At 73.3% G+C, this 17,559-nt stretch carries 22 protein-coding genes; 5 read left to right on the top strand and 17 right to left on the bottom strand.

What is annotated here, in order from left to right:
* Window positions 1–11: 11 nt before the first annotated feature.
* Window positions 12–1,031, top strand: a complete 1,020-nt coding sequence (locus ABFY03_RS23025; protein ID WP_346170740.1) for a hydroxyacid dehydrogenase — start codon at window positions 12–14, stop codon at window positions 1,029–1,031.
* A gap of 43 nt (window positions 1,032–1,074) precedes the next feature.
* On the top strand, window positions 1,075–1,773 hold the full coding sequence (locus ABFY03_RS23020; protein ID WP_319010175.1) for an ester cyclase: 699 nt from the start codon (window positions 1,075–1,077) through the stop codon (window positions 1,771–1,773).
* 63 nt (window positions 1,774–1,836) lie between these two features.
* On the opposite strand, the gene groL is transcribed toward ABFY03_RS23020, so the two are convergent.
* On the bottom strand, window positions 1,837–3,465 hold the full coding sequence (gene groL, locus ABFY03_RS23015; RefSeq protein WP_319010176.1) for a chaperonin GroEL: 1,629 nt from the start codon (window positions 3,463–3,465) through the stop codon (window positions 1,837–1,839).
* A gap of 109 nt (window positions 3,466–3,574) precedes the next feature.
* Window positions 3,575–3,883 (bottom strand): co-chaperone GroES, encoded by a 309-nt coding sequence (gene groES / locus ABFY03_RS23010; protein ID WP_004955293.1) that lies wholly within the window; start codon window positions 3,881–3,883, stop codon window positions 3,575–3,577.
* 278 nt (window positions 3,884–4,161) lie between these two features.
* Between groES and ABFY03_RS23005 the strand changes: the two genes are divergently transcribed.
* Window positions 4,162–4,485, top strand: a complete 324-nt coding sequence (locus ABFY03_RS23005; protein ID WP_346170739.1) for a DUF6234 family protein — start codon at window positions 4,162–4,164, stop codon at window positions 4,483–4,485.
* A 33-nt stretch (window positions 4,486–4,518) separates the two neighbouring features.
* On the opposite strand, the gene ABFY03_RS23000 is transcribed toward ABFY03_RS23005, so the two are convergent.
* Together ABFY03_RS23000 and ABFY03_RS22995 are read right to left on the bottom strand one after the other, a co-directional pair.
* The gene (locus ABFY03_RS23000; protein WP_319010178.1) at window positions 4,519–4,689 is read right to left on the bottom strand and encodes a hypothetical protein; all 171 of its coding nucleotides are present in this window, start codon (window positions 4,687–4,689) and stop codon (window positions 4,519–4,521) included.
* Entirely contained in the window at window positions 4,686–5,609 is a 924-nt protein-coding gene (locus ABFY03_RS22995) for a polysaccharide deacetylase family protein (protein ID WP_319010179.1), read from the bottom strand. The genes ABFY03_RS23000 and ABFY03_RS22995 overlap by 4 nt, the downstream gene beginning before the upstream one ends.
* 127 nt (window positions 5,610–5,736) lie before the next feature.
* On the opposite strand from ABFY03_RS22995, the gene ABFY03_RS22990 reads away from it, so the two are divergent.
* Window positions 5,737–6,912 carry a THUMP-like domain-containing protein gene (locus ABFY03_RS22990; protein WP_346170738.1) on the top strand — a complete coding sequence of 392 codons (1,176 nt, stop codon included), beginning with the start codon at window positions 5,737–5,739 and terminating at the stop codon, window positions 6,910–6,912.
* Here ABFY03_RS22990 and ABFY03_RS22985 read toward each other — a convergent pair.
* The 8 genes from ABFY03_RS22985 to tsaB form a co-directional block, all read right to left on the bottom strand.
* Entirely contained in the window at window positions 6,857–7,513 is a 657-nt protein-coding gene (locus ABFY03_RS22985; RefSeq protein WP_346170737.1) for a hypothetical protein, read from the bottom strand. The genes ABFY03_RS22990 and ABFY03_RS22985 overlap by 56 nt on opposite strands.
* 10 nt (window positions 7,514–7,523) lie before the next feature.
* Window positions 7,524–8,759 carry an RNA polymerase sigma factor gene (locus tag ABFY03_RS22980; RefSeq protein WP_319010292.1) on the bottom strand — a complete coding sequence of 412 codons (1,236 nt, stop codon included), beginning with the start codon at window positions 8,757–8,759 and terminating at the stop codon, window positions 7,524–7,526.
* 61 nt (window positions 8,760–8,820) lie between these two features.
* Entirely contained in the window at window positions 8,821–9,186 is a 366-nt protein-coding gene (locus ABFY03_RS22975; protein ID WP_319010182.1) for a YciI family protein, read from the bottom strand.
* A 114-nt stretch (window positions 9,187–9,300) separates the two neighbouring features.
* Window positions 9,301–10,164, bottom strand: a complete 864-nt coding sequence (locus ABFY03_RS22970; protein WP_346170736.1) for a polysaccharide deacetylase family protein — start codon at window positions 10,162–10,164, stop codon at window positions 9,301–9,303.
* A 77-nt stretch (window positions 10,165–10,241) separates the two neighbouring features.
* Window positions 10,242–10,496: a hypothetical protein gene (locus tag ABFY03_RS22965; protein ID WP_319010184.1), complete on the bottom strand. Its 255-nt coding sequence runs from the start codon at window positions 10,494–10,496 to the stop codon at window positions 10,242–10,244.
* Entirely contained in the window at window positions 10,493–11,599 is a 1,107-nt protein-coding gene (gene tsaD / locus ABFY03_RS22960; protein ID WP_346170735.1) for a tRNA (adenosine(37)-N6)-threonylcarbamoyltransferase complex transferase subunit TsaD, read from the bottom strand. Before tsaD ends, ABFY03_RS22965 begins: the two co-directional genes overlap by 4 nt.
* A complete protein-coding gene (gene rimI / locus ABFY03_RS22955) occupies window positions 11,599–12,060 on the bottom strand; it encodes a ribosomal protein S18-alanine N-acetyltransferase (RefSeq protein ID WP_319010293.1) in 462 nt (153 codons plus the stop codon). The genes tsaD and rimI overlap by 1 nt, the downstream gene beginning before the upstream one ends.
* A gap of 35 nt (window positions 12,061–12,095) precedes the next feature.
* Window positions 12,096–12,755, bottom strand: coding sequence for a tRNA (adenosine(37)-N6)-threonylcarbamoyltransferase complex dimerization subunit type 1 TsaB (gene tsaB, locus ABFY03_RS22950; RefSeq protein WP_346170734.1), 660 nt, complete (start codon window positions 12,753–12,755; stop codon window positions 12,096–12,098).
* A gap of 123 nt (window positions 12,756–12,878) precedes the next feature.
* On the opposite strand from tsaB, the gene ABFY03_RS22945 reads away from it, so the two are divergent.
* Complete coding sequence (locus ABFY03_RS22945) at window positions 12,879–13,445, top strand: hypothetical protein (protein ID WP_386723623.1); 567 nt, start codon at window positions 12,879–12,881, stop codon at window positions 13,443–13,445.
* Window positions 13,446–13,490: 45 nt separating this feature from the next.
* On the opposite strand, the gene ABFY03_RS22940 is transcribed toward ABFY03_RS22945, so the two are convergent.
* From ABFY03_RS22940 to ABFY03_RS22920, 5 genes are all read right to left on the bottom strand, one after another.
* Complete coding sequence (locus ABFY03_RS22940; protein WP_346170733.1) at window positions 13,491–13,667, bottom strand: hypothetical protein; 177 nt, start codon at window positions 13,665–13,667, stop codon at window positions 13,491–13,493.
* Between the two features lie 110 nt (window positions 13,668–13,777).
* The gene (gene tsaE, locus ABFY03_RS22935; RefSeq protein ID WP_319010188.1) at window positions 13,778–14,278 is read right to left on the bottom strand and encodes a tRNA (adenosine(37)-N6)-threonylcarbamoyltransferase complex ATPase subunit type 1 TsaE; all 501 of its coding nucleotides are present in this window, start codon (window positions 14,276–14,278) and stop codon (window positions 13,778–13,780) included.
* Between the two features lie 10 nt (window positions 14,279–14,288).
* Window positions 14,289–15,419 carry an alpha/beta fold hydrolase gene (locus tag ABFY03_RS22930; protein WP_346170732.1) on the bottom strand — a complete coding sequence of 377 codons (1,131 nt, stop codon included), beginning with the start codon at window positions 15,417–15,419 and terminating at the stop codon, window positions 14,289–14,291.
* 6 nt (window positions 15,420–15,425) lie between these two features.
* The gene (alr, locus tag ABFY03_RS22925) at window positions 15,426–16,577 is read right to left on the bottom strand and encodes an alanine racemase (RefSeq protein ID WP_319010190.1); all 1,152 of its coding nucleotides are present in this window, start codon (window positions 16,575–16,577) and stop codon (window positions 15,426–15,428) included.
* 21 nt (window positions 16,578–16,598) lie between these two features.
* Window positions 16,599–17,468, bottom strand: a complete 870-nt coding sequence (locus ABFY03_RS22920; protein WP_319010191.1) for a L,D-transpeptidase family protein — start codon at window positions 17,466–17,468, stop codon at window positions 16,599–16,601.
* Between the last annotated feature and the right edge of the window lie 91 nt (window positions 17,469–17,559).

Here is a 17,559-nt window from a genome sequence, read left to right as displayed (position 1 = left end):
CAGGTCCCACCATGCACCCGACCACCGACAACCGCCCCGCCCTCCTGCTCGCGATGGGCCCCGGCGTCGCCGGCCGGCTCCTCACCGACGCCCACCGGACCCGGCTCGCGGAGCTCACCCGCACCGACCCGCACCTGGTCGCCCACGACCTGACCGCCCCCGACCCGCGCACAGCCGCCGCCCTCGCCGAGGCCGAACTCCTCCTCACCTGCTGGGGCGCCACCCCGCTCACCCCGGAGGTGCTGGCCCGCGCCCCGCGCCTCAAGGCCGTGGTGCACGCGGCCGGTTCGGTCAAGCACCACGTCACCGACGCCTGCTGGGAACGCGGCCTCCGGGTCACCAGCGCCGCCGCCGCCAACGCCCTGCCGGTCGCCGAGTACACCCTCGCCGCGATCCTCTTCGCCGGAAAGCGGGTGCTGCGCTCGGCCCAGCGGTACGCCGAACTCCGCTCCGGCCACGCCTGGCTCGCCGAGTCCGCGGCCTGGGGCAACTACCGCCGCACGGTCGGCATCGTCGGCGCCTCCCGCATCGGCCGCCGGGTCGTCGAACTGCTGCGCCCCTTCGACGTCGAGGTGCTGCTGTACGACCCGTACCTGACGGTCCCGCCGCCCGGCGCGACCCTCGCCGGCCTGGACGAACTCTGCGCCCGCAGCTCGGTGGTCTCCGTGCACGCGCCCCAGCTCCCGTCCACGTACCGCATGATCGGGGCCCGCCAGCTCGCCGCCCTGCCCGACGGCGCCACCCTGATCAACACCGCCCGGGGCTCGCTGATCGACGAGGACGCCCTCCTCCCCCACCTGACGGCGGGCCGCCTGCACGCGGTCCTCGACGTGACCGACCCGGAACTCCCTCCGCCGGACTCCCCGCTCTACACCCTCCCCAACGTCCTCCTCACCCCGCACATCGCCGGCTCGCTCGGCAACGAGCTGCACCGGATGACCGACCAGGCCCTGGAGGAGATCGCCCGCTACACCCGCGGCGAGCCCTTCGCCGAGGAGGTCAGAGCCGCCGACCTCACACACTCGGCCTAGACTGGAGGGGTCCATCCGCGGCTTCGCCCGGTCGGAGGCGGCCATGACCTTCGTGCAGATCATCGAGTGCAGGACGAGCCGGGTCGAGGAGCTGAACCGGCTCATGGACCGGTGGGTCGAGGAGACCCGGGGGAAACGGACCGCCACCCACAGCATCGTCGGGACCGACCGGTCCGACGCCTCGCACGTCGTGGAGATCGTCGAGTTCCCCTCGTACGACGTGGCCATGCGCAACTCGCAGCTGCCGGAGACCGACCGGATCTTCCGGGAGATGGTCGCCCTCTGCGACGAGATGCCGACCTTCACGGACCTGGACGTGGTCCGGGACGAGGCGCTGTACAAGGCGAACGCGCGGCAGATGTTCGAGCGGATGGCGAACGGCTCCGACCTGGCGCTGCTCGACGTCCTGCTCGCCGAGGGCTACCACGACCACGATCCGACGAACCCGCAGGACACGATCGGGATGGACGCGGTCCGGCGCGAGGTGGAGATGTGGCGCGCGGGCTTCGACTTCGCGTTCACGATCGACGACCAGATCGCCGACGGCGACCGGGTCTGCACCCGGTGGACCTGGCGCGGCACCCACGTCGGCGACTTCATGGGCCTCCAGCCGACCGGCATGGAGGTCACCATGACCGGCACCACCATCCACCGCTTCCGCGACGACGGGAAGATCGTCGAGGGCTGGTGGCAGTACGACCTGCTCGGTCTGATGGGGCAGCTCGGCGCGGTCGAGACCTGAGGAGGAGACACCGAGGCCCGGTGCCCCCGCGACGGGGGCACCGGGCCTCAGGACGTGGGAACGTCAGTGGGAGTGGCCGTGACCGTGGCCGTGGCCGTGGTCCGCCGGCTCCTCCTCCTTCTTCTCCACCACGAGGGTCTCGGTGGTGAGGAGCAGGGAGGCGATGGAGGCGGCGTTCTCCAGGGCGGAGCGGGTGACCTTCACCGGGTCGATGACGCCGGCCTTGACCAGGTCGCCGTACTCGCCGGTGGCGGCGTTGAAGCCCTGGCCCTTGTCGAGCTCGGAGACCTTGGAGGTGATGACGTAGCCCTCCAGGCCGGCGTTCTCGGCGATCCAGCGCAGCGGCTCGACGGCGGCGCGGCGGACGACGGAGACACCGGTGGCCTCGTCGCCGGTCTTGCCGAGGTTGTCCTCGAGGACCTTGACGGCGTGGACGAGCGCGGAGCCACCACCGGAGACGATGCCCTCCTCGACCGCGGCGCGGGTCGCGGAGATGGCGTCCTCCAGACGGTGCTTCTTCTCCTTCAGCTCCACCTCGGTGGCGGCGCCGACCTTGATGACGCACACGCCGCCGGCCAGCTTCGCGAGGCGCTCCTGGAGCTTCTCGCGGTCCCAGTCGGAGTCCGTGGCCTCGATCTCGGCCTTGATCTGGGCGACGCGGCCCGCGACGTCCTCGGACTTGCCGCCACCGTCGACGATGGTGGTGTCGTCCTTGGAGACGGTCACGCGGCGGGCGGTGCCCAGCACGTCCAGACCGGCCTGGTCGAGCTTGAGGCCGACCTCCTCGGCGATGACGGTGGCACCGGTGAGGGTGGCCATGTCCTGGAGCATCGCCTTGCGGCGGTCACCGAAGCCGGGGGCCTTGACGGCGACGGCGTTGAAGGTGCCACGGATCTTGTTGACGACGAGGGTGGAGAGGGCCTCGCCCTCGACGTCCTCGGCGATGATCAGCAGCGGCTTGGAGCCACCGGCCTGGATGACCTTCTCCAGGAGGGGCAGCAGGTCCTGGATCGAGGAGATCTTGCCCTGGTTGATCAGGATGTACGGGTCGTCGAGGACGGCCTCCATACGCTCCTGGTCGGAGACCATGTACGGGGAGAGGTAGCCCTTGTCGAAGGCCATGCCCTCGGTGAACTCCAGCTCCAGGCCGAAGGTGTTGGACTCCTCGACGGTGATGACACCGTCCTTGCCGACCTTGTCCATCGCCTCGGCGATGAGCTCGCCGACCTGCTGGTCCTGCGCGGAGAGCGCGGCCACGGCGGCGATGTCGGACTTGTCGTCGATCGGACGGGCGGTCGCGAGGAGCTCCTCGGACACGGCCTTGACCGCGGCGTCGATGCCCTTCTTCAGGGCGGCCGGGGAGGCGCCGGCGGCGACGTTGCGCAGACCCTCGCGGACGAGCGCCTGGGCGAGCACGGTGGCGGTGGTGGTGCCGTCACCCGCGATGTCGTTGGTCTTGGTCGCCACCTCCTTGACGAGCTGGGCGCCGAGGTTCTCGTACGGGTCCTCGATCTCGACCTCGCGGGCGATCGTGACACCGTCGTTGGTGATGGTGGGGGCGCCGAACTTCTTGTCGATGACGACGTTGCGGCCCTTGGGGCCGATCGTCACCTTCACCGTGTCGGCGAGCTTGTTGACGCCGCGCTCAAGGGCGCGACGGGCGTCCTCGTCGAACTTCAGGATCTTCGCCATGGGAGCGATTCAGCCCTCTCGGAAATCGTGTGGAGAAAACAAACCGCGCCCCTGGACGCCCAAGAGATCAAGGGGTCAGGGGCGCGGTTCAAAGCAGGTACGTCGTCTCTTACTTCTCGATGATCGCGAGCACGTCGCGGGCCGAGAGGACGAGGTACTCGTCGCCGTTGTACTTCACCTCGGTGCCGCCGTACTTGCTGTAGAGCACGACGTCGCCGACCTTGACGTCGAGCGGCAGGCGCTCGCCGTTCTCGAAGCGGCCCGGGCCCACGGCGAGGACGGCGCCCTCCTGGGGCTTCTCCTTCGCGGTGTCCGGGATGACCAGGCCCGAGGCCGTGGTCTGCTCGGCGTCGAGCGGCTGGACCACGATGCGGTCCTCGAGCGGCTTGATGGCAACCTTGGAGCTGGCGGTCGTCACGATCCGACCTCCCCCTTCGGAGATCTCGCGGGGTTAACTGTCTGAGGTGGCGACCAGGTGGATCCGTCGTCGCGGGTGCCGGACCTGCCCGTCGCTGTGTTGGCACTCTCCGGTGGGGAGTGCCAGAGCCGAGACTATGACCGCGATTAGCACTCGGTCAAGCGGAGTGCCAATTCCTCACCTCGTGGCGGTGCCGGTACGGCTCGCGGGCGCCGCGATTCGGTCTCGATCCGGGGAACGCGCGTGCGGAGGACGGGGTTCCGTACGAGGGTGCCGGTGTGACGCCTCCCCGGCCCCGGGTCCGCCCGGCCCTCGATCTCGCCTTCGCCGTCCTGCTGCTGGCGGCGGACGCCGCCGCCTGTCTCATGGCCGTGCTCATGATGGGGCTGCGGGGCCTGGGCTGGGGTGCCCCGCCGGACTTCGGCCCGCCCCCGTTCGACTGGGTGCCCGTCGGATGGTTCGCCGCTCTCGCCGCGGCCGTCGCGGCGACCGGCTGGGCCCTGCGCAGCCACGGCTGGCGCGCGGCGGCCTGGACCCAGCTGGGCGCGGCGGGGCTGCTCGCCCTCGGCACGGCGGCGGCCACCGTGTCCTCGGGCGGCTAGGTCGCGAGCCCGGCACGATCCGGAAGAGACGGGCTAGGGGCGCGTGACCTCCTCCGCGCGGACCGGGCCGCGGTCCGCGTCCCGGACGTCGCCGACCCGCTCGACGGCCTTGCGGCCGAGGCGTTCGAGCGGGTCCACGGCGGAGGCGCAGCCGGTGAGGCCGAGGAGGAGGGCGGCGACCACGAGGGGGCGGAGCCGGCTCATACGTAGTCCTCCAGGCGGGCGACCGCGTACCCCTTGGACGTGATCACGTTCATGGCCCGGCGGATCATGTCGGGCATGCTGCCCTTCCAGTCCTCCTCGCCGCGGAAGTGGGTGAGGACGATGTCGCCGGGGTGCAGGTCGCGGTCCCACTCGCGCCACTCCATGTGGTCGGGGAACGCCTCGGAGGCCCAGAGCGGCACGGCCTTGACGCCACAGGACTTGGCGGCGCGCAGGGTGTCCTCGTTGTAGTTGCCGTACGGCGGGCGGAAGAGTTCGGGGCGCTTGCCGTACTTCTTCTCGATGACGTCCTGCATGCCGCAGATCTCGCGCTTCTGGCGGGCGTAGGAGAGGCCGGGCAGGTACTTGTGGTTGAGGGTGTGGTTGTGGAGGGAGACCCCGCGCGGCTGGGACTTCTGCATCTTCCCGAAGTAGGCGTAGTCGTCGCTGACGACGTAGTCGCTGAGGAAGGCGCTGTAGGGGATGTCCAGGTCGGCCATCATCCGGATGAGCTCGGGGTCCTTCTCGGCGCCGTCGTCGATCGTCAGGAAGACGATCTTCTCCTTGGTGGGGACGGTGGTGAAGACGGGCGGGAGGCCCTCGCCGTCGGTCTCGAAGCCCTTCCGGGTGGTGATCCTCGGCTTGGTCTTCGGCGGGGCGGGCGCTTCGAGGGGGGTCAGCCTGAGGCCCCACTTCTTCGCGGCGGCGGCCCGGGCGGCCCGCCGCTTCGCCAGCGCGGCCTTCTTCTCCCGGGCCAGCTGGGCGGCGGTCTTCACCGGGGCCTGCTGGCCGGCGGCCGGGGCGGGGGCGCCGCCGGTGCCGGCCGCCGGGCCGTCGGAGCCGTCGGAGCAGGCGGCGGTGGAGGTGAGCGCGGCGACGAGGAGCGCGGCACCCAGGGCACGACGGGAGTGACCCTTTGCCATCATTTCTTCCTTTTGTCGTACGACCGGTATGGCGCCGCATCCTGTCAGCGCGACCCGCCCGTTCGGCCGCGACACCGCCGTGGCGGCCCCACGGTCCCCCACCCGGCCCACAGGGAAGAATGGGACGGTGACCGACCTCGCCGCCTTCACCGCCCTGCTCGCCCCGGAGGGCCAGGCCCTCCTCGCCGCCCTGCGCGACTACGACCCCGCCCAGGAGCTGGCGGTCGCCTCCCGGCTGCGCCGCGACCACCCCGCCGAGCTGGTCTCGGCGGCCCTCGGGCAGGCCCGGCTGCGGCAGCGCGCGGTGGCGAAGTTCGGCGCCGAGGACGCGTACCGCATGTACTTCACGCCGAACGGCGTCGAGCAGTCCACCCGCGCCACCGTCGGCAGCTACCGCGCGAACCGGCTCAAGGCCCTCGGCGTCGGCTCGGTCGCCGACCTCTGCTCCGGCATCGGCGGGGACGCGCTCGCGCTCGCCCGCGCCGGCATCTCCGTGCTCGCCGTCGACCGCGACCCGCTCACCGCCGAGGTCGCCCGCGCCAACGCCGCCGCGCTCGGCCTCGACGGCCTGATCGAGGTCCGCTGCGCCGACGTCTCCGAGATCGACACCAGCCCGTACGACGCCGTCTTCGTCGACCCCGCGCGGCGCGGCGGCCGGGGCCGGATCTTCGACCCGGAGGCGTACTCCCCGCCGCTCTCCTGGGCCCTGGACGCGGCCCGCAGGGCACCGCGCGCCGCCCTGAAGATCGCCCCCGGCATCCCGCACGAGACCGTCCCGGACGAGGCCGAGGCCGAGTGGATCTCGGACGGCGGCGACGTGAAGGAGGCGGTGCTCTGGTTCGGCACGGAGCCGGGCGCGCGCCGCGCCACCCTGCTGCCCTCCGGCGCGAGCCTCACCGGCCGGGGCCTGCCCGACCCGGCGGTCCGGCCGGTCGGCCGCTACCTCTACGAGCCCGACGGCGCCGTCATCCGCGCCCATCTGGTCGCCGAGGTCGCCGAGGAGCTGGGCGGCGGCCTGATCGACGAGACCATCGCCTACGTCACCGCCGACGCCCTGACCCCCACCCCGTACGCCTCCGCCTACGAGATCACCGACGAACTCCCCTTCAACCTCAAGAAGCTGAAGGCCCTGCTCCGCGAGCGCGAGGTGGGCCACCTGACGGTGAAGAAGCGCGGCTCCGCCGTCGAGCCCGAGGAGATCCGGCGGAAGGTGAAGCCCAAGGGCCCGCACTCCGCGACGGTGCTGCTCACACGTGTCGCGGGCGCCCCGACGATGCTGATCGGCCGGCCGGCACGACCCTGAGCACCATCCGGAAGTGCCCGACGGCCTTGATGAGCCCGATCAGGCCGTTGATCCAGAAGATCATGGCGACCCCCATGCCGTACGCGACGAGGCCGTAGCCGTTCGCCGGGTCCGTCCCTGCGGGCACGGCGAAGCCCAGCCACAGCCCGAGGCCGCAGAGGACGGCGGAGACCGCCGCCCAGCAGGCGCTCGCGACCGGCGCCCGCAGCCGCGCGTCCGTCGGCCCGTGCCGGTCCAGGGCCGCCCACAGGAGCAGCCGCTCCCGCACCACGCGGTCCCGGCGCACGCCGCGCACCACGAGCCAGACGCCCGGCACCAGCACCCCGAGGCCGAGCAGGGCGACGACCAGGGTGAGGAGGAAGGTGATCGGGTCGAGGATCGCCCCGTAGCCGAGTTCGGCGAGCAGCACGCCGACCATGCCCCAGCCCAGCTGGAGCACCAGCACCGCCCCGGCGAACAGCGCGAACCTCCCCCCGCCGAGCAGCCGGCGGGTCAACTCCCCCACCGCCAGGGCCCGGTCCGCGAGCAGCGCCTCCCGGTCGGGCCAGCTGCGGAGCTCGGCGGGCGGGGGCGGCGGGGGCAGCGGTATGCGCGAGGACATACCCAGCACCCTAGGCGGTCCCCTCCCCCAACTCCCTTTCCCGTCCCCGCAGCAGCGCCCGCTCCCGCGCGTTCCGGGTCAGCTCCGCCGCCCGCGCGAACTCCGCCCGGGCCTCCGCGTCCCGGCCCAGCCGGGCCAGCAGGTCGCCGCGGACGCTGGGCAGCAAGTGGTACCGCTCCAGGGCCGGTTCGGCCGCGAGCGCGTCGACGAGCGGGAGGGCGGCGGCCGGGCCGTCGGCCATCGAGACGGCGACCGCCCGGTTCAGCTCGACCACCGGCGACGGGGCCAGCTCCATGAGCCGCCCGTAGAGCCCGGCGATCACCGCCCAGTCGGTCTCCCCGTAGGAGGCCGCCCGCGCGTGGCAGGCGGCGATCGCGGCCTGGAGGGCGTACGGGCCGGGGGTGCGCTCTCCCCCGGCCTCCGTCCGGGGGGACTCCCAGGCGCGGGCGAGGGCGGCGTAGCCGCGGCGGACGAGCAGCCGGTTCCAGCGCCGCCGGTCCTGTTCGGCGAGGAGCACCGGCCGCCCGTCGGGGCCGGTGCGGGCGGGGGTGCGCGAGGCCTGGAGTTCGAGCAGGGCGGCGAGGCCGTGCACCTCGCTCTCGCCCGGCATGAGGGCGGCGAGCCCGCGGGCCAGCCGGAGCGCGTCCTCGCAGAGCCCGGGGCGCAGCAGGTCGTCGCCGGCGGTGGCCGCGTACCCCTCGTTGAAGATCAGGTAGACGACCTCCAGGACGGAGCCGAGCCGCGCGGCCCGGTCCTCCCCGTACGGCACCTCGAACTCCACGCCCGCCTTCGCGAGCGCCCGCTTGGCCCGGGTGATCCGGGCGGCGACGGTCGCCTCCGGGACGAGGAAGGCGCGGGCGATCTCGTCCGTCCGCAGCCCGCCGACGAGCCGCAGGGTGAGCGCCGCGCGGGCCTCGGCGGAGAGCACCGGGTGGCAGGTCGTGAAGACCAGCCGGAGCACGTCGTCGTCGATGTCCCCGGGGCCGGAGGGCTCCGGGTCGTACGACTCCTCGGGCAGGCTCCGGCCGACCTCGGCGAGCTTGCGCGCGTACGTCTCGCGGCGCCGCACGAGATCGACGGCGCGGTGCTTGGCGGTGGCCGTCAGCCAGGCGCCCGGCCGGTCCGGGACGCCCGCCTCGGGCCACTGCTCCAGGGCGGCGACGAGCGCGTCCTGGGCGATCTCCTCGGCGATGCCGACGTCCCGGACGATCCGCGTCACCGTGGCGATGATCCGCGCCGACTCCATCCGGAAGACCGTCTCCAGCGTGCTCTCCACCGTCACGCCTCATATGACAGCACGGCGGGGATCAGCCCTCCGGCATCTCCTCGACCTCGCGGACCTCCAGGCCGACCTTCCAGTGCGGCGGGTGGACGGCGAGGAACCGCTTGCCCCACTCGACGGCCTCGGCCATGTCCTTGCACTGGAGCATCGCGTAGCCGCCGACGACCTCCTTGGTCTCGGTGAAGGGGCCGTCGGTGAAGGACAGCTTCCCGTCCGACCAGGTGATCCGGGTGGCCTCGGCGGTCGGCTTCAGCCCGGCGGTGTCCACCATGGCGCCGGCCTTGGTGATCTCCTCGAAGAGGGCGCCCATCCGCTCCTCGAAGCCGGGGTCGGCGCTCTCCATGTCGATGGTGTTCTCCTCGATGCGGACGAGGGAGAGGAAGCGGGGCATGGTGACTCCTGGGGGTGCGGTGGCGGGGCCGTTCCCCGCCTTCCACACATACGTCGAACGGCCCGGGCCCGCATCGACACCACGCCCGGACTTTTTCCCGCCGGCCGTCTCCGCTCAGACGTAGTCCTCCAGGCGGGCCACCGTGAAGCCCTGTTCCTGGATCTTCCGCAGCATCGTCGCCGTCATCTCCGTCATCGTGCGGCCCTTGAGTTCGGCGGGGCCGCGGAAGTGGGCGAGGACGATGTCGCCGGGGTGGAGCTTCCGGTCGCCGCGCTGGTACTGCATGTTCTTGATCTGCATGGACTCGCGCCAGAGGACGATCGCGTCGACCCCGCAGCTGCCGGCGGCGGCGCGGGTGGCCTCGTTCCAGTTGCCGTAGGGCGGGCGGAAGAGGCGCGGGGCGGTGCCGTACCGCTTCCGCAGCTTCTCCTGCTGGCCGCAGATCTCGCGGCGCTGGGCCTCCGGGGAGAGGGTGCGCAGGTTCGGGTGGGTGAGGGTGTGGTTGGCGACGCCGTGGCCCTGGGCGACGAGCGGGTCGAAGTAGCCGTAGTTCCCGCTGATCACGGAGTCGGTGAGGAACATCGTGAAGGGGACGCCGAGCTCGTCCATCATCCGGGTGAACTCGGGGTCCTTCTCGGCGCCGTCGTCGATGGTGAGGAAGACGACCTTGTCGGTGGTCGGGATGTCGCTGATCACCGGGACGGGGCCGCCCGGCGCCCGCTTCACCGGCTTGACGGCGGGCGGGGCGGGCGGCGCCGGGAGCGGCGCGATTCCCCACTTGCGGTACGCGGCCGCCCGGGCCGCCTCCGGGGCGGCGGCCGGTTCCGGGGCGGCGGCCGGTTCCGGGGCGGCGGCGACGCCCGCGGAGGGCGTCGCCGGGGCCGGGGCGACCGGCCGGGGCGGGGTCTCGGCCGTGCAGCCCGTCATCAGGAGGGTCACCGCGGTCAGCGCCGCCCACATCACGATCTGCTTCTTCACGGGCTGTGGGATGCCCGATCAGATCGAAAGGTTGCCCGATCGTCGAATGATTCGCCTATTCGACCGCCGTTCGTCCCCTATTCGACGGCTTCGAAGCGCCAGCGGTGGACCGGGCGGGTGATCAGCTCCGGGTCCGGCTCCGGCAGCTCGGGCAGCTCCGCGTCGAGGCCGTCCGCCTCCCACCAGGTGAGCACGAGGACCCGGTCCTGGGGGGCGCGGAAGAGCTCCCGGCGGAGCGGTTCGCGGGCCAGGACCCGCGCCCGGGCCCACTCCAGGAGCTCGGCGCCGCGGCCCTGGACGGCCCGCGCCTCCCACATCAGCGTGACCCTCACGAGTACAGGTTCTCCTTGCTGATCTCGTGCACGTGGTCGTGGTCGTGGTCGTGGCTGTGGCCGGGGACGTGGGGGTCGGTCACCGGGAGCGACGAGTCCGCCGACAGCTCCAGGTCGGAGGCGGCCCTGCCCCGGGCGACCATCTCGGAGCCGAGCGCGGCCACCATGGCGCCGTTGTCGGTGCACAGACCGGGCCGGGGCACCCGGAGCCGGATGCCGGCCCGCTCGCAGCGCTCCTCGGCGAGGGCCCGGAGCCGCGAGTTGGCGGCGACGCCGCCGCCGATCATCAGGTGGTCGACGCCCTCGTCCTTGCAGGCCCGGACGGCCTTGCGGGTGAGGACGTCGACGACGGCCTCCTGGAAGGAGGCGGCCACGTCACGGACCGGCACCTCCTCGCCGGCCGCCCGCTTGGCCTCGATCCAGCGGGCCACGGCGGTCTTGAGGCCGGAGAAGGAGAAGTCGTACGCCGGGTCCTTGGCGCCGCTCAGGCCGCGCGGGAACGCGATGGCGGCCGGGTCGCCCTCCTTCGCGAGCCGGTCGATGACCGGGCCGCCGGGGAAGCCGAGGTCGAGGACCCGGGCGATCTTGTCGAACGCCTCGCCGGCGGCGTCGTCGATGGTGGCGCCCATCGGCCGCACGTCGGAGGTGATGTCGGTGGAGAGCAGCAGCGAGGAGTGCCCGCCGGAGACCAGCAGCGCCATCGTCGGCTCGGGCAGCTTCCCGTGCTCCAGCTGGTCGACGCAGATGTGCGAGGCCAGGTGGTTGACGCCGTACAGCGGCTTGCCGAGGGCGTAGGCGTACGCCTTGGCGGCCGAGACGCCGACGAGCAGGGCGCCCGCCAGGCCGGGGCCGGCGGTGACGGCGATGCCGTCGAGGTCCTTCGGGGAGACGCCGGCCGTCTTCAGGGCCCGTTCGATCGTCGGGACCATCGCCTCCAGGTGGGCCCGGGAGGCGATCTCGGGCACGACGCCGCCGAAGCGGGCGTGGGTGTCGACGCTGGAGGCCACCGCGTCGGCGAGCAGGGTGGTGCCGTGCACGATGCCGACGCCGGTCTCGTCGCAGGAGGTCTCGATGCCGAGCACGAGGGGTTCGTCAGCAGCCATCAGATATCGGTCCCAGTTCCTTGAACAGTCAGTCGCATCACGAGCGCGTCGACGTTGCCCGGCTGGTAGTAGCCGCGCCGGAAGCCGATGGGCTCGAAGCCGAAGCGCTCGTACAGCCGCTGCGCCCGGGTGTTGTCCACGCGCACTTCGAGCAGGACCTCGTCGCACTCGAAGGCGGTGGCGTGCTGGAGGAGGTCGGTGAGGAGCCGGGCTCCGAGCCCGGTGCCCCACTGCTCGCGGGCGACGGCGATGGTCTGCACGTCCCCGAGGCCGCCGGCCGCCGCCAGGCCCGCGTACCCGGCCAGCTTTCCGGCGGGCGTCTCGGCGACGACGTACCGCCGGGTGGCCGCGGGCCCGCGCGCGTGCGCCAGCTCGGACCAGAACATCCCCTCCGACCAGGCGTCCTCGGGGAAGAGGTCGGCCTCCAGGGCGAGCACCTGCGGCAGGTCCCACCAGCGCATCTCGCGCAGGACGGCGCCGGTCGTCAGTGCGTCGCTCACTGGGGCGTGACCACCTTGTAGTTCTTCGGCACCTGCGCGTCGGGCCGCCGCAGGTACATCGGGAGGGGGTCGAGGAAGCCGTCTCCGCCGGCCGCGATCCGCTCGGCCGCGAGGGCGGCGAGCGCGGCGGCGGACTGGTGCTCGGGGCCGCGGGCGTCGGGGAAGGCGTCCGGGTAGAGCAGGGCGCCGACGCCGACGACGGGGAGTCCGGCGAGCCGGTCGGCGATGTCGGCGGGCCGGTCGACGGAGGCGTCGGTGACCCGGGTGCGGGCGTCGTCGTACCGCGCCCAGTAGACCTCCTTGCGGCGGGCGTCCGTCGCCACGGCGAAGGGGCCCTCGATGCCGGAGGCGTACGCGAGGCCGTCCAGGGTGCACAGGCCGTGCACGGGGACGCCGCCGAGCGCGGACGCGAAGGTCGTGGCGGTGACGAGCCCGACCCGGAGGCCGGTGTAGGGGCCCGGGCCGACCCCGACGACGATCCCGGTCACCGCGTCGAGCGCGGTCCCGGCCTCCTTGAGGACCCGGTCGACGGCGGGGAGCAGCAGCTCCCCGTGGCGGCGGGCGTCGACGCCGGTCGACTCGGCGACGACGGACGTGCCGTCGTGGAGGGCGACGGTGACGGCGGGGGTGGCGGTATCCATGGCGAGCAACAGCACGCGAACAGCCTACGGCGCCACGGGCGGGCGATGCGGCGCGCGGTCGTTCGGGGACCCGGCTGCTACCGTCAGGCGCGATAGCTCGGTCAGGCTCAGGCACGTACGTACGAAGAGGTGGAGACGGTGGCAAGGAGCAGCTCGGGATTCGTGGCCGGGCTCACCGCGGCGGCCGTCGCCGTGGTCGCCTTCCTCGCCTACCAGGCGTCGGCGAGCGTGCCGGCGGACCTCGCGGAGCGGCCTCGGACGCCGGGCACGGTGGCGCCGTCGGCCTCGGCGTCGACCGGGGCGAAGAAGCCGGCGAAGAACCCGACGGCCGTGCCGGCGGCCTCGGGCACGGGCCAGCGCGTGGTGTATTCGCTGAGGGACCGCCGGGTGTGGCTGGTCGACGAGAAGAACAAGGCGGTCCGGACCTTCACGGTGGCGCCGAGCTCGGTCTCCCCGGAGCCGGGGGCGTACGCGGTGACCTCCCGGTCGGGTTCGGTGACCGGCTCCGACGGGGTGCAGATCGAGCACGTGGTGCGCTTCGCGAGCGTGGACGGCGTGACGGTCGGCTTCAGCGCGGCGGTGGACGGCTCGATGCCGTCGCCGGACCCGGCGAAGAAGACCGGCGGCATCCGGATGAAGCGGGCGGACGGCGACGCGATGTGGACCTTCGCGTCGATCGGCGCGAAGGTCGTCGTCGTCTCCTGACACCGGGGCCCTGCCGACCGCCGTCTCCCGGCGCCCGGCCCAGGGTTACGCGGCCTCGTCCCGGAGCTCCGGGTCGGGGCCGGTCTCCTCCGCCGCGGGCGCGAGGGCGGGCCGCGGCGGGGTCGAGACGGCGCTGGCCGCGGCGCAGGAGGCCAGCAGCTCGCTCATCGAGACGCGCTCCTCGGCGGTGCGGTCCTCGCGTTCCGGCATCTGCGTCGCCATGCATGCCTCCCGTAGGTTAGGTTCACCTAACCAGCTCGTGCCTCCATGTCACCACGGCGCGGAGCACGGGCGCAACATTTTCCCGACATGCTGTCGGAACCTACGGACGCTCAGAGCAGCGCGAGGTCCTCGTCGGCCCAGCGGCCGCCGATGCCGCGCAGCACCACGGTGCGCCGGTCGTCGTCGGTGTCGCCGGTGACCCGGTGGATGAGCACGTGCAGCCGGTCGTCGGTCAGCTCCTCGACCTTGCCGTCGCCCCACTCCACGACCACCACGGACTCGGGCAGCGAGACGTCGAGGTCCAGGTCCTCCATCTCGTCGAGGCCGCCGCCGAGCCGATAGGCGTCCACGTGCACCAGGGCCGGGCCGCCGGTCAGCGACGGGTGGACGCGGGCGATCACGAAGGTGGGCGAGGTGACCGCGCCGCGCACGCCCAGGCCCTCGCCGAGGCCGCGGGTCAGTGTGGTCTTCCCGGCGCCCAGCTCGCCGGTGAGCATGACGAGGTCGCCGGCCCGCAGGAGTTTCGCGAGCCTGCGGCCGACCTCCCGCATCTGCTCGGGGGAGTCGACGGAGAGGGTGGCGCCGGAGACGGGCGGGTGCGCTGCTTCCATACCCGCCAACCTATCCGTTGTCCGGACCCTCCCCGGCCCTGGCCAGCAGGGCGGTCAGCGCGTCGGTGACGGCGTCGGGGCGCTCCAGCATCACCAGGTGGCCGGCGTCGGGGACGACGACCAGTTCGCCGCCGGGCAGCTCGGCGGCGATGGCCTCGGTGTGCGAGGCGGGCGTGACGAGGTCCTGCTCGCCGGCGAGGGCCAGCGCGGGCAGGCCGCGGAAGGCGGCGAGGGCGGCGAGCTTGTCGTGCGCGCCGAAGGCCGGGTAGAACTGCGCGACCACGTCGACCGGGACGGACTCGATCATCCGCTCGGCGAAGCGGACGACGGCCGGGTCCACGTCCTGCGAGGCGAAGGAGTACTTCTTCACCAGACCGGCGAAGAGGTCGGCGGTGGCCCGGCGCCCCTTCTCGACCAGCTCGGCCTGGGAGCCGAGGGCCCGCAGCACCCCCGGCAGGACCCGCCGGACCGCGTTGACGCCGGCCAGCGGCAGCCCGTACGAGACCTCCTCCAGGCGGCCCGGGGAGGTGCCGACGAAGGCGACACCGGCGACCCGGTCCCGGATCAGCTCGGGGTGGCGGTCGGCCAGCGCCATGACGGTCATGCCGCCCATCGAGTGCCCGACGAGGACGAGCGGCCCCTCGGGCGCGGCGGCGTCGACGACGGCCTTCAGATCGCGGCCCAACCGCTCGATGGTGACCGGCTCGCCCGCGCCGCGAGCGGAGCGGCCGTGTCCGCGCTGGTCCCAGTAGACGGCCCGGACCCGGCCGCGCAGGGCGGCGCGCTGGTAGTGCCAGGAGTCCTGGCTCAGGCAGAAGCCGTGCGAGAAGACGACGGTGACCGGACTCGACGCGGCCCCGCCGGCCCCGTCGACGTCGTCGGTCTCGTCGGTCTCGTCGACCTCGTCGACCTCGTACGCGAGGACGGTGCCGTCGTCGGCGAGCGCCCGGCCGGGGGTGCCGCGGAGGGTGCCGTACGGGCCGGTGGCGTCCAGGGCGAGCCGGGCCTTCTGGCGTACCGAGCGGCCCACCGTGAGCCGTTCGACCGCCACTCCGGCCGCCGCGCCGGCGGCCAGCACGCCTATCGCGGCGCCGACGATCCCCGCGCGCCGCCAGCCCCCGCCCCCGCTCGTCTCCCCCACGCCGGACTACTCCCCCAGGTACACGCGGGGCACCCGCGCACCGATCCGGGTCACGATCTCGTACGCGATGGTGTCGGCGGCCTCCGCCCAGTCCTGGGCCGTCGGCTCACCGTGCTCGCCGGAGCCGAAGAGGACGGCCTCGGTGCCGGGGGCGGGCCGGTCGCCGCCGAGGTCCACCACGAACTGGTCCATGGCGACCCGCCCGGCGACCGTGCGGACCGTGCCGTCGACCAGGACCGGGCCGCGCCCCGAGGCGTGCCGGGGGACGCCGTCGGCGTAGCCCACCGGGATCAGGCCGAGGGTGGTCTCGCCGCCGGTGACGTAGTGGTGCCCGTAGGAGACGCCGTGGCCGGGCGGGACCTCCTTCACCAGGGCGACGCTCGCCTTCAGCGACATCACCGGGCGCAGGCCGAGCTCGGCGGAGGTGCCGAGCTCGGGCGCGGGCGAGACGCCGTACATCGCGATGCCGGGGCGGACCAGGTCGAAGTGGGCCTCGGGCAGGGTGAGCGTGGCGGGCGAGTTGGCGATGTGCCGGACCTCGGGCTCGACGCCGGCCTTCTCGGCGTAGTCGAGCATCGAGCGGAAGACCTCCAGCTGGGCGGCGATCGACGGGTGGTTGGGTTCGTCCGCGCAGGCGAAGTGGGACCAGAGGCCGGTGACCTTGACGAGGCCCGCCTTCTCCGCCTTCAGGGCCTCGGCGACCAGCGCGGGCCAGTCGGCCGGCTGGCAGCCGTTGCGGCCGAGGCCGGTGTCGGCCTTGAGCTGGATGCGGGCGGTGCCGCCGGTGCGGCGGGCGGCGGCGGTGACCTCGTCGAGGGCCCACCGGCCGCTGACCGCCATGTCGAGCCCGGCCTCGATGCCCTCGTCCCACGGGTCGCCGGGCGTCCACAGCCAGCAGAGGACCGGGACGCCGGTGATCCCGGCGGCGCGCAGGGCCAGCGCCTCCTGCGGGGTGGCCGTGCCGAGCCAGTCCGCGCCCGCGTCGAGGGCGGCGCGGGCGCAGCGCTCGGCGCCGTGTCCGTACGCGTCGGCCTTGACCACGGCCATGACGCGGACGTGGGGGGCGACGCGGGCGCGCAGCGCGCGGACGTTGGCGCGCAGCGCCCCGAGGTCGATCTCGGCGCGGGCCCGTCGGGGCGGGAGTGCTGTCTCAGTCATCGCGCCCAGTCTCTCAGGTGGTCACAGTCCCGGCCGCTTGCCCCAGATGTAGACCCGGTCACCCTTGCGGAGGACGGACCAGAGCTTCTCCGCGTTCCGGTAGCTCAGGTTGACGCAGCCGCGGCTTCCGGTGGGGGTGGCGATCGGCCCGTAGACGCCGTGGAACGCCTGGCCGCCGTCGAAGAACTGGGAGAACGGCATCGGCGTGTCGTAGATGGTCGACCAGTGGTCCTTGTGGCGCCAGTAGACGGAGTGCCAGCCGGTGCGGGTGCGGTAGCCGGCCCGTCCGCTGCGGATGTTGACCACGGCGTACGTGACCTTCTTGCCCTTCTGCACCCACATCAGCTCGCGGTTCAGGTCGACGCAGGCGACCGGGTAGGAGCGGACGGGGCACTTCCCGGCGGCGTTGGGGTTCTTGCGGGCGGCGAGGAGTTCGGCGCGGCCCCAGGTGACGGGGCCCGCGTAGCCGTTGGCGGGCTTGATCTTCTGCCGGGTCTGAAAGGCGCGGATGGCCCTGCAGTCGGCGGCGGACTGCTTCCCGTCGACCTTGAGCTTCAGCAGCCGTTCGACCTGGCGCTGGTAGAGCCCGGTCGTGGCGGTGCAGGCGGCCTTGACGGCGCCGCGCGGGAGGTACTCGACGAGTTCGTCGACCTCCTCCTCCGGTTCGGGGACGGGGATCTCGCCGTCGGGGGCGGTCGGCGGCAGGACCTGGTCGGGGGTGTCCATGGGGTACTCGGGGCGCCCGGCGCCGGCGATGCCGGGCACGAGGGCGTCGGCGGGGGCGGGTTCGGGCGGCGTGGGATCGGGCTCGTCCCCGTACGCGGGGGCGGTGCCGGCCAGGAGGGCGGCGGCGAGCAACGGCGGCAGGATGCGGCTTCTCCATCTGATCACCGGTCCATCCGAACCCGCCCCGGACGGCCCCGGCACGTGCTGCCCCCCGGGCGGAGCAGCGGAGTTGGGCCGACCGTGGGCGTGTCGGGGG

This window comes from Streptomyces roseofulvus (assembly GCF_039534915.1).
Taxonomy (GTDB): domain Bacteria; phylum Actinomycetota; class Actinomycetes; order Streptomycetales; family Streptomycetaceae; genus Streptomyces; species Streptomyces roseofulvus.
The sequence above is the reverse complement of the archived record's forward strand: the minus strand, read 5'-3'. Positions and strand labels throughout refer to the sequence as shown.

What these genes read in the sequence shown, in the direction of transcription:
- ABFY03_RS23025 (WP_346170740.1), top strand. Translation starts at nt 12, where the DNA reads ATGCACCCGACCACCGACAACCGCCCCGCCCTCCTGCTCGCGATGGGC.
- ABFY03_RS23020 (WP_319010175.1), top strand. Translation starts at nt 1,075, where the DNA reads ATGACCTTCGTGCAGATCATCGAGTGCAGGACGAGCCGGGTCGAGGAG.
- groL (WP_319010176.1), bottom strand. Translation starts at nt 3,465, where the DNA reads ATGGCGAAGATCCTGAAGTTCGACGAGGACGCCCGTCGCGCCCTTGAG.
- ABFY03_RS23000 (WP_319010178.1), bottom strand. Translation starts at nt 4,689, where the DNA reads ATGAGCCGGCTCCGCCCCCTCGTGGTCGCCGCCCTCCTCCTCGGCCTC.
- ABFY03_RS22995 (WP_319010179.1), bottom strand. Translation starts at nt 5,609, where the DNA reads ATGGCAAAGGGTCACTCCCGTCGTGCCCTGGGTGCCGCGCTCCTCGTC.
- ABFY03_RS22985 (WP_346170737.1), bottom strand. Translation starts at nt 7,513, where the DNA reads ATGTCCTCGCGCATACCGCTGCCCCCGCCGCCCCCGCCCGCCGAGCTC.
- ABFY03_RS22980 (WP_319010292.1), bottom strand. Translation starts at nt 8,759, where the DNA reads ATGGAGTCGGCGCGGATCATCGCCACGGTGACGCGGATCGTCCGGGAC.
- ABFY03_RS22975 (WP_319010182.1), bottom strand. Translation starts at nt 9,186, where the DNA reads ATGCCCCGCTTCCTCTCCCTCGTCCGCATCGAGGAGAACACCATCGAC.
- tsaD (WP_346170735.1), bottom strand. Translation starts at nt 11,599, where the DNA reads ATGGCTGCTGACGAACCCCTCGTGCTCGGCATCGAGACCTCCTGCGAC.
- rimI (WP_319010293.1), bottom strand. Translation starts at nt 12,060, where the DNA reads ATGCGCTGGTGGGACCTGCCGCAGGTGCTCGCCCTGGAGGCCGACCTC.
- ABFY03_RS22940 (WP_346170733.1), bottom strand. Translation starts at nt 13,667, where the DNA reads ATGGCGACGCAGATGCCGGAACGCGAGGACCGCACCGCCGAGGAGCGC.
- tsaE (WP_319010188.1), bottom strand. Translation starts at nt 14,278, where the DNA reads ATGGAAGCAGCGCACCCGCCCGTCTCCGGCGCCACCCTCTCCGTCGAC.
- alr (WP_319010190.1), bottom strand. Translation starts at nt 16,577, where the DNA reads ATGACTGAGACAGCACTCCCGCCCCGACGGGCCCGCGCCGAGATCGAC.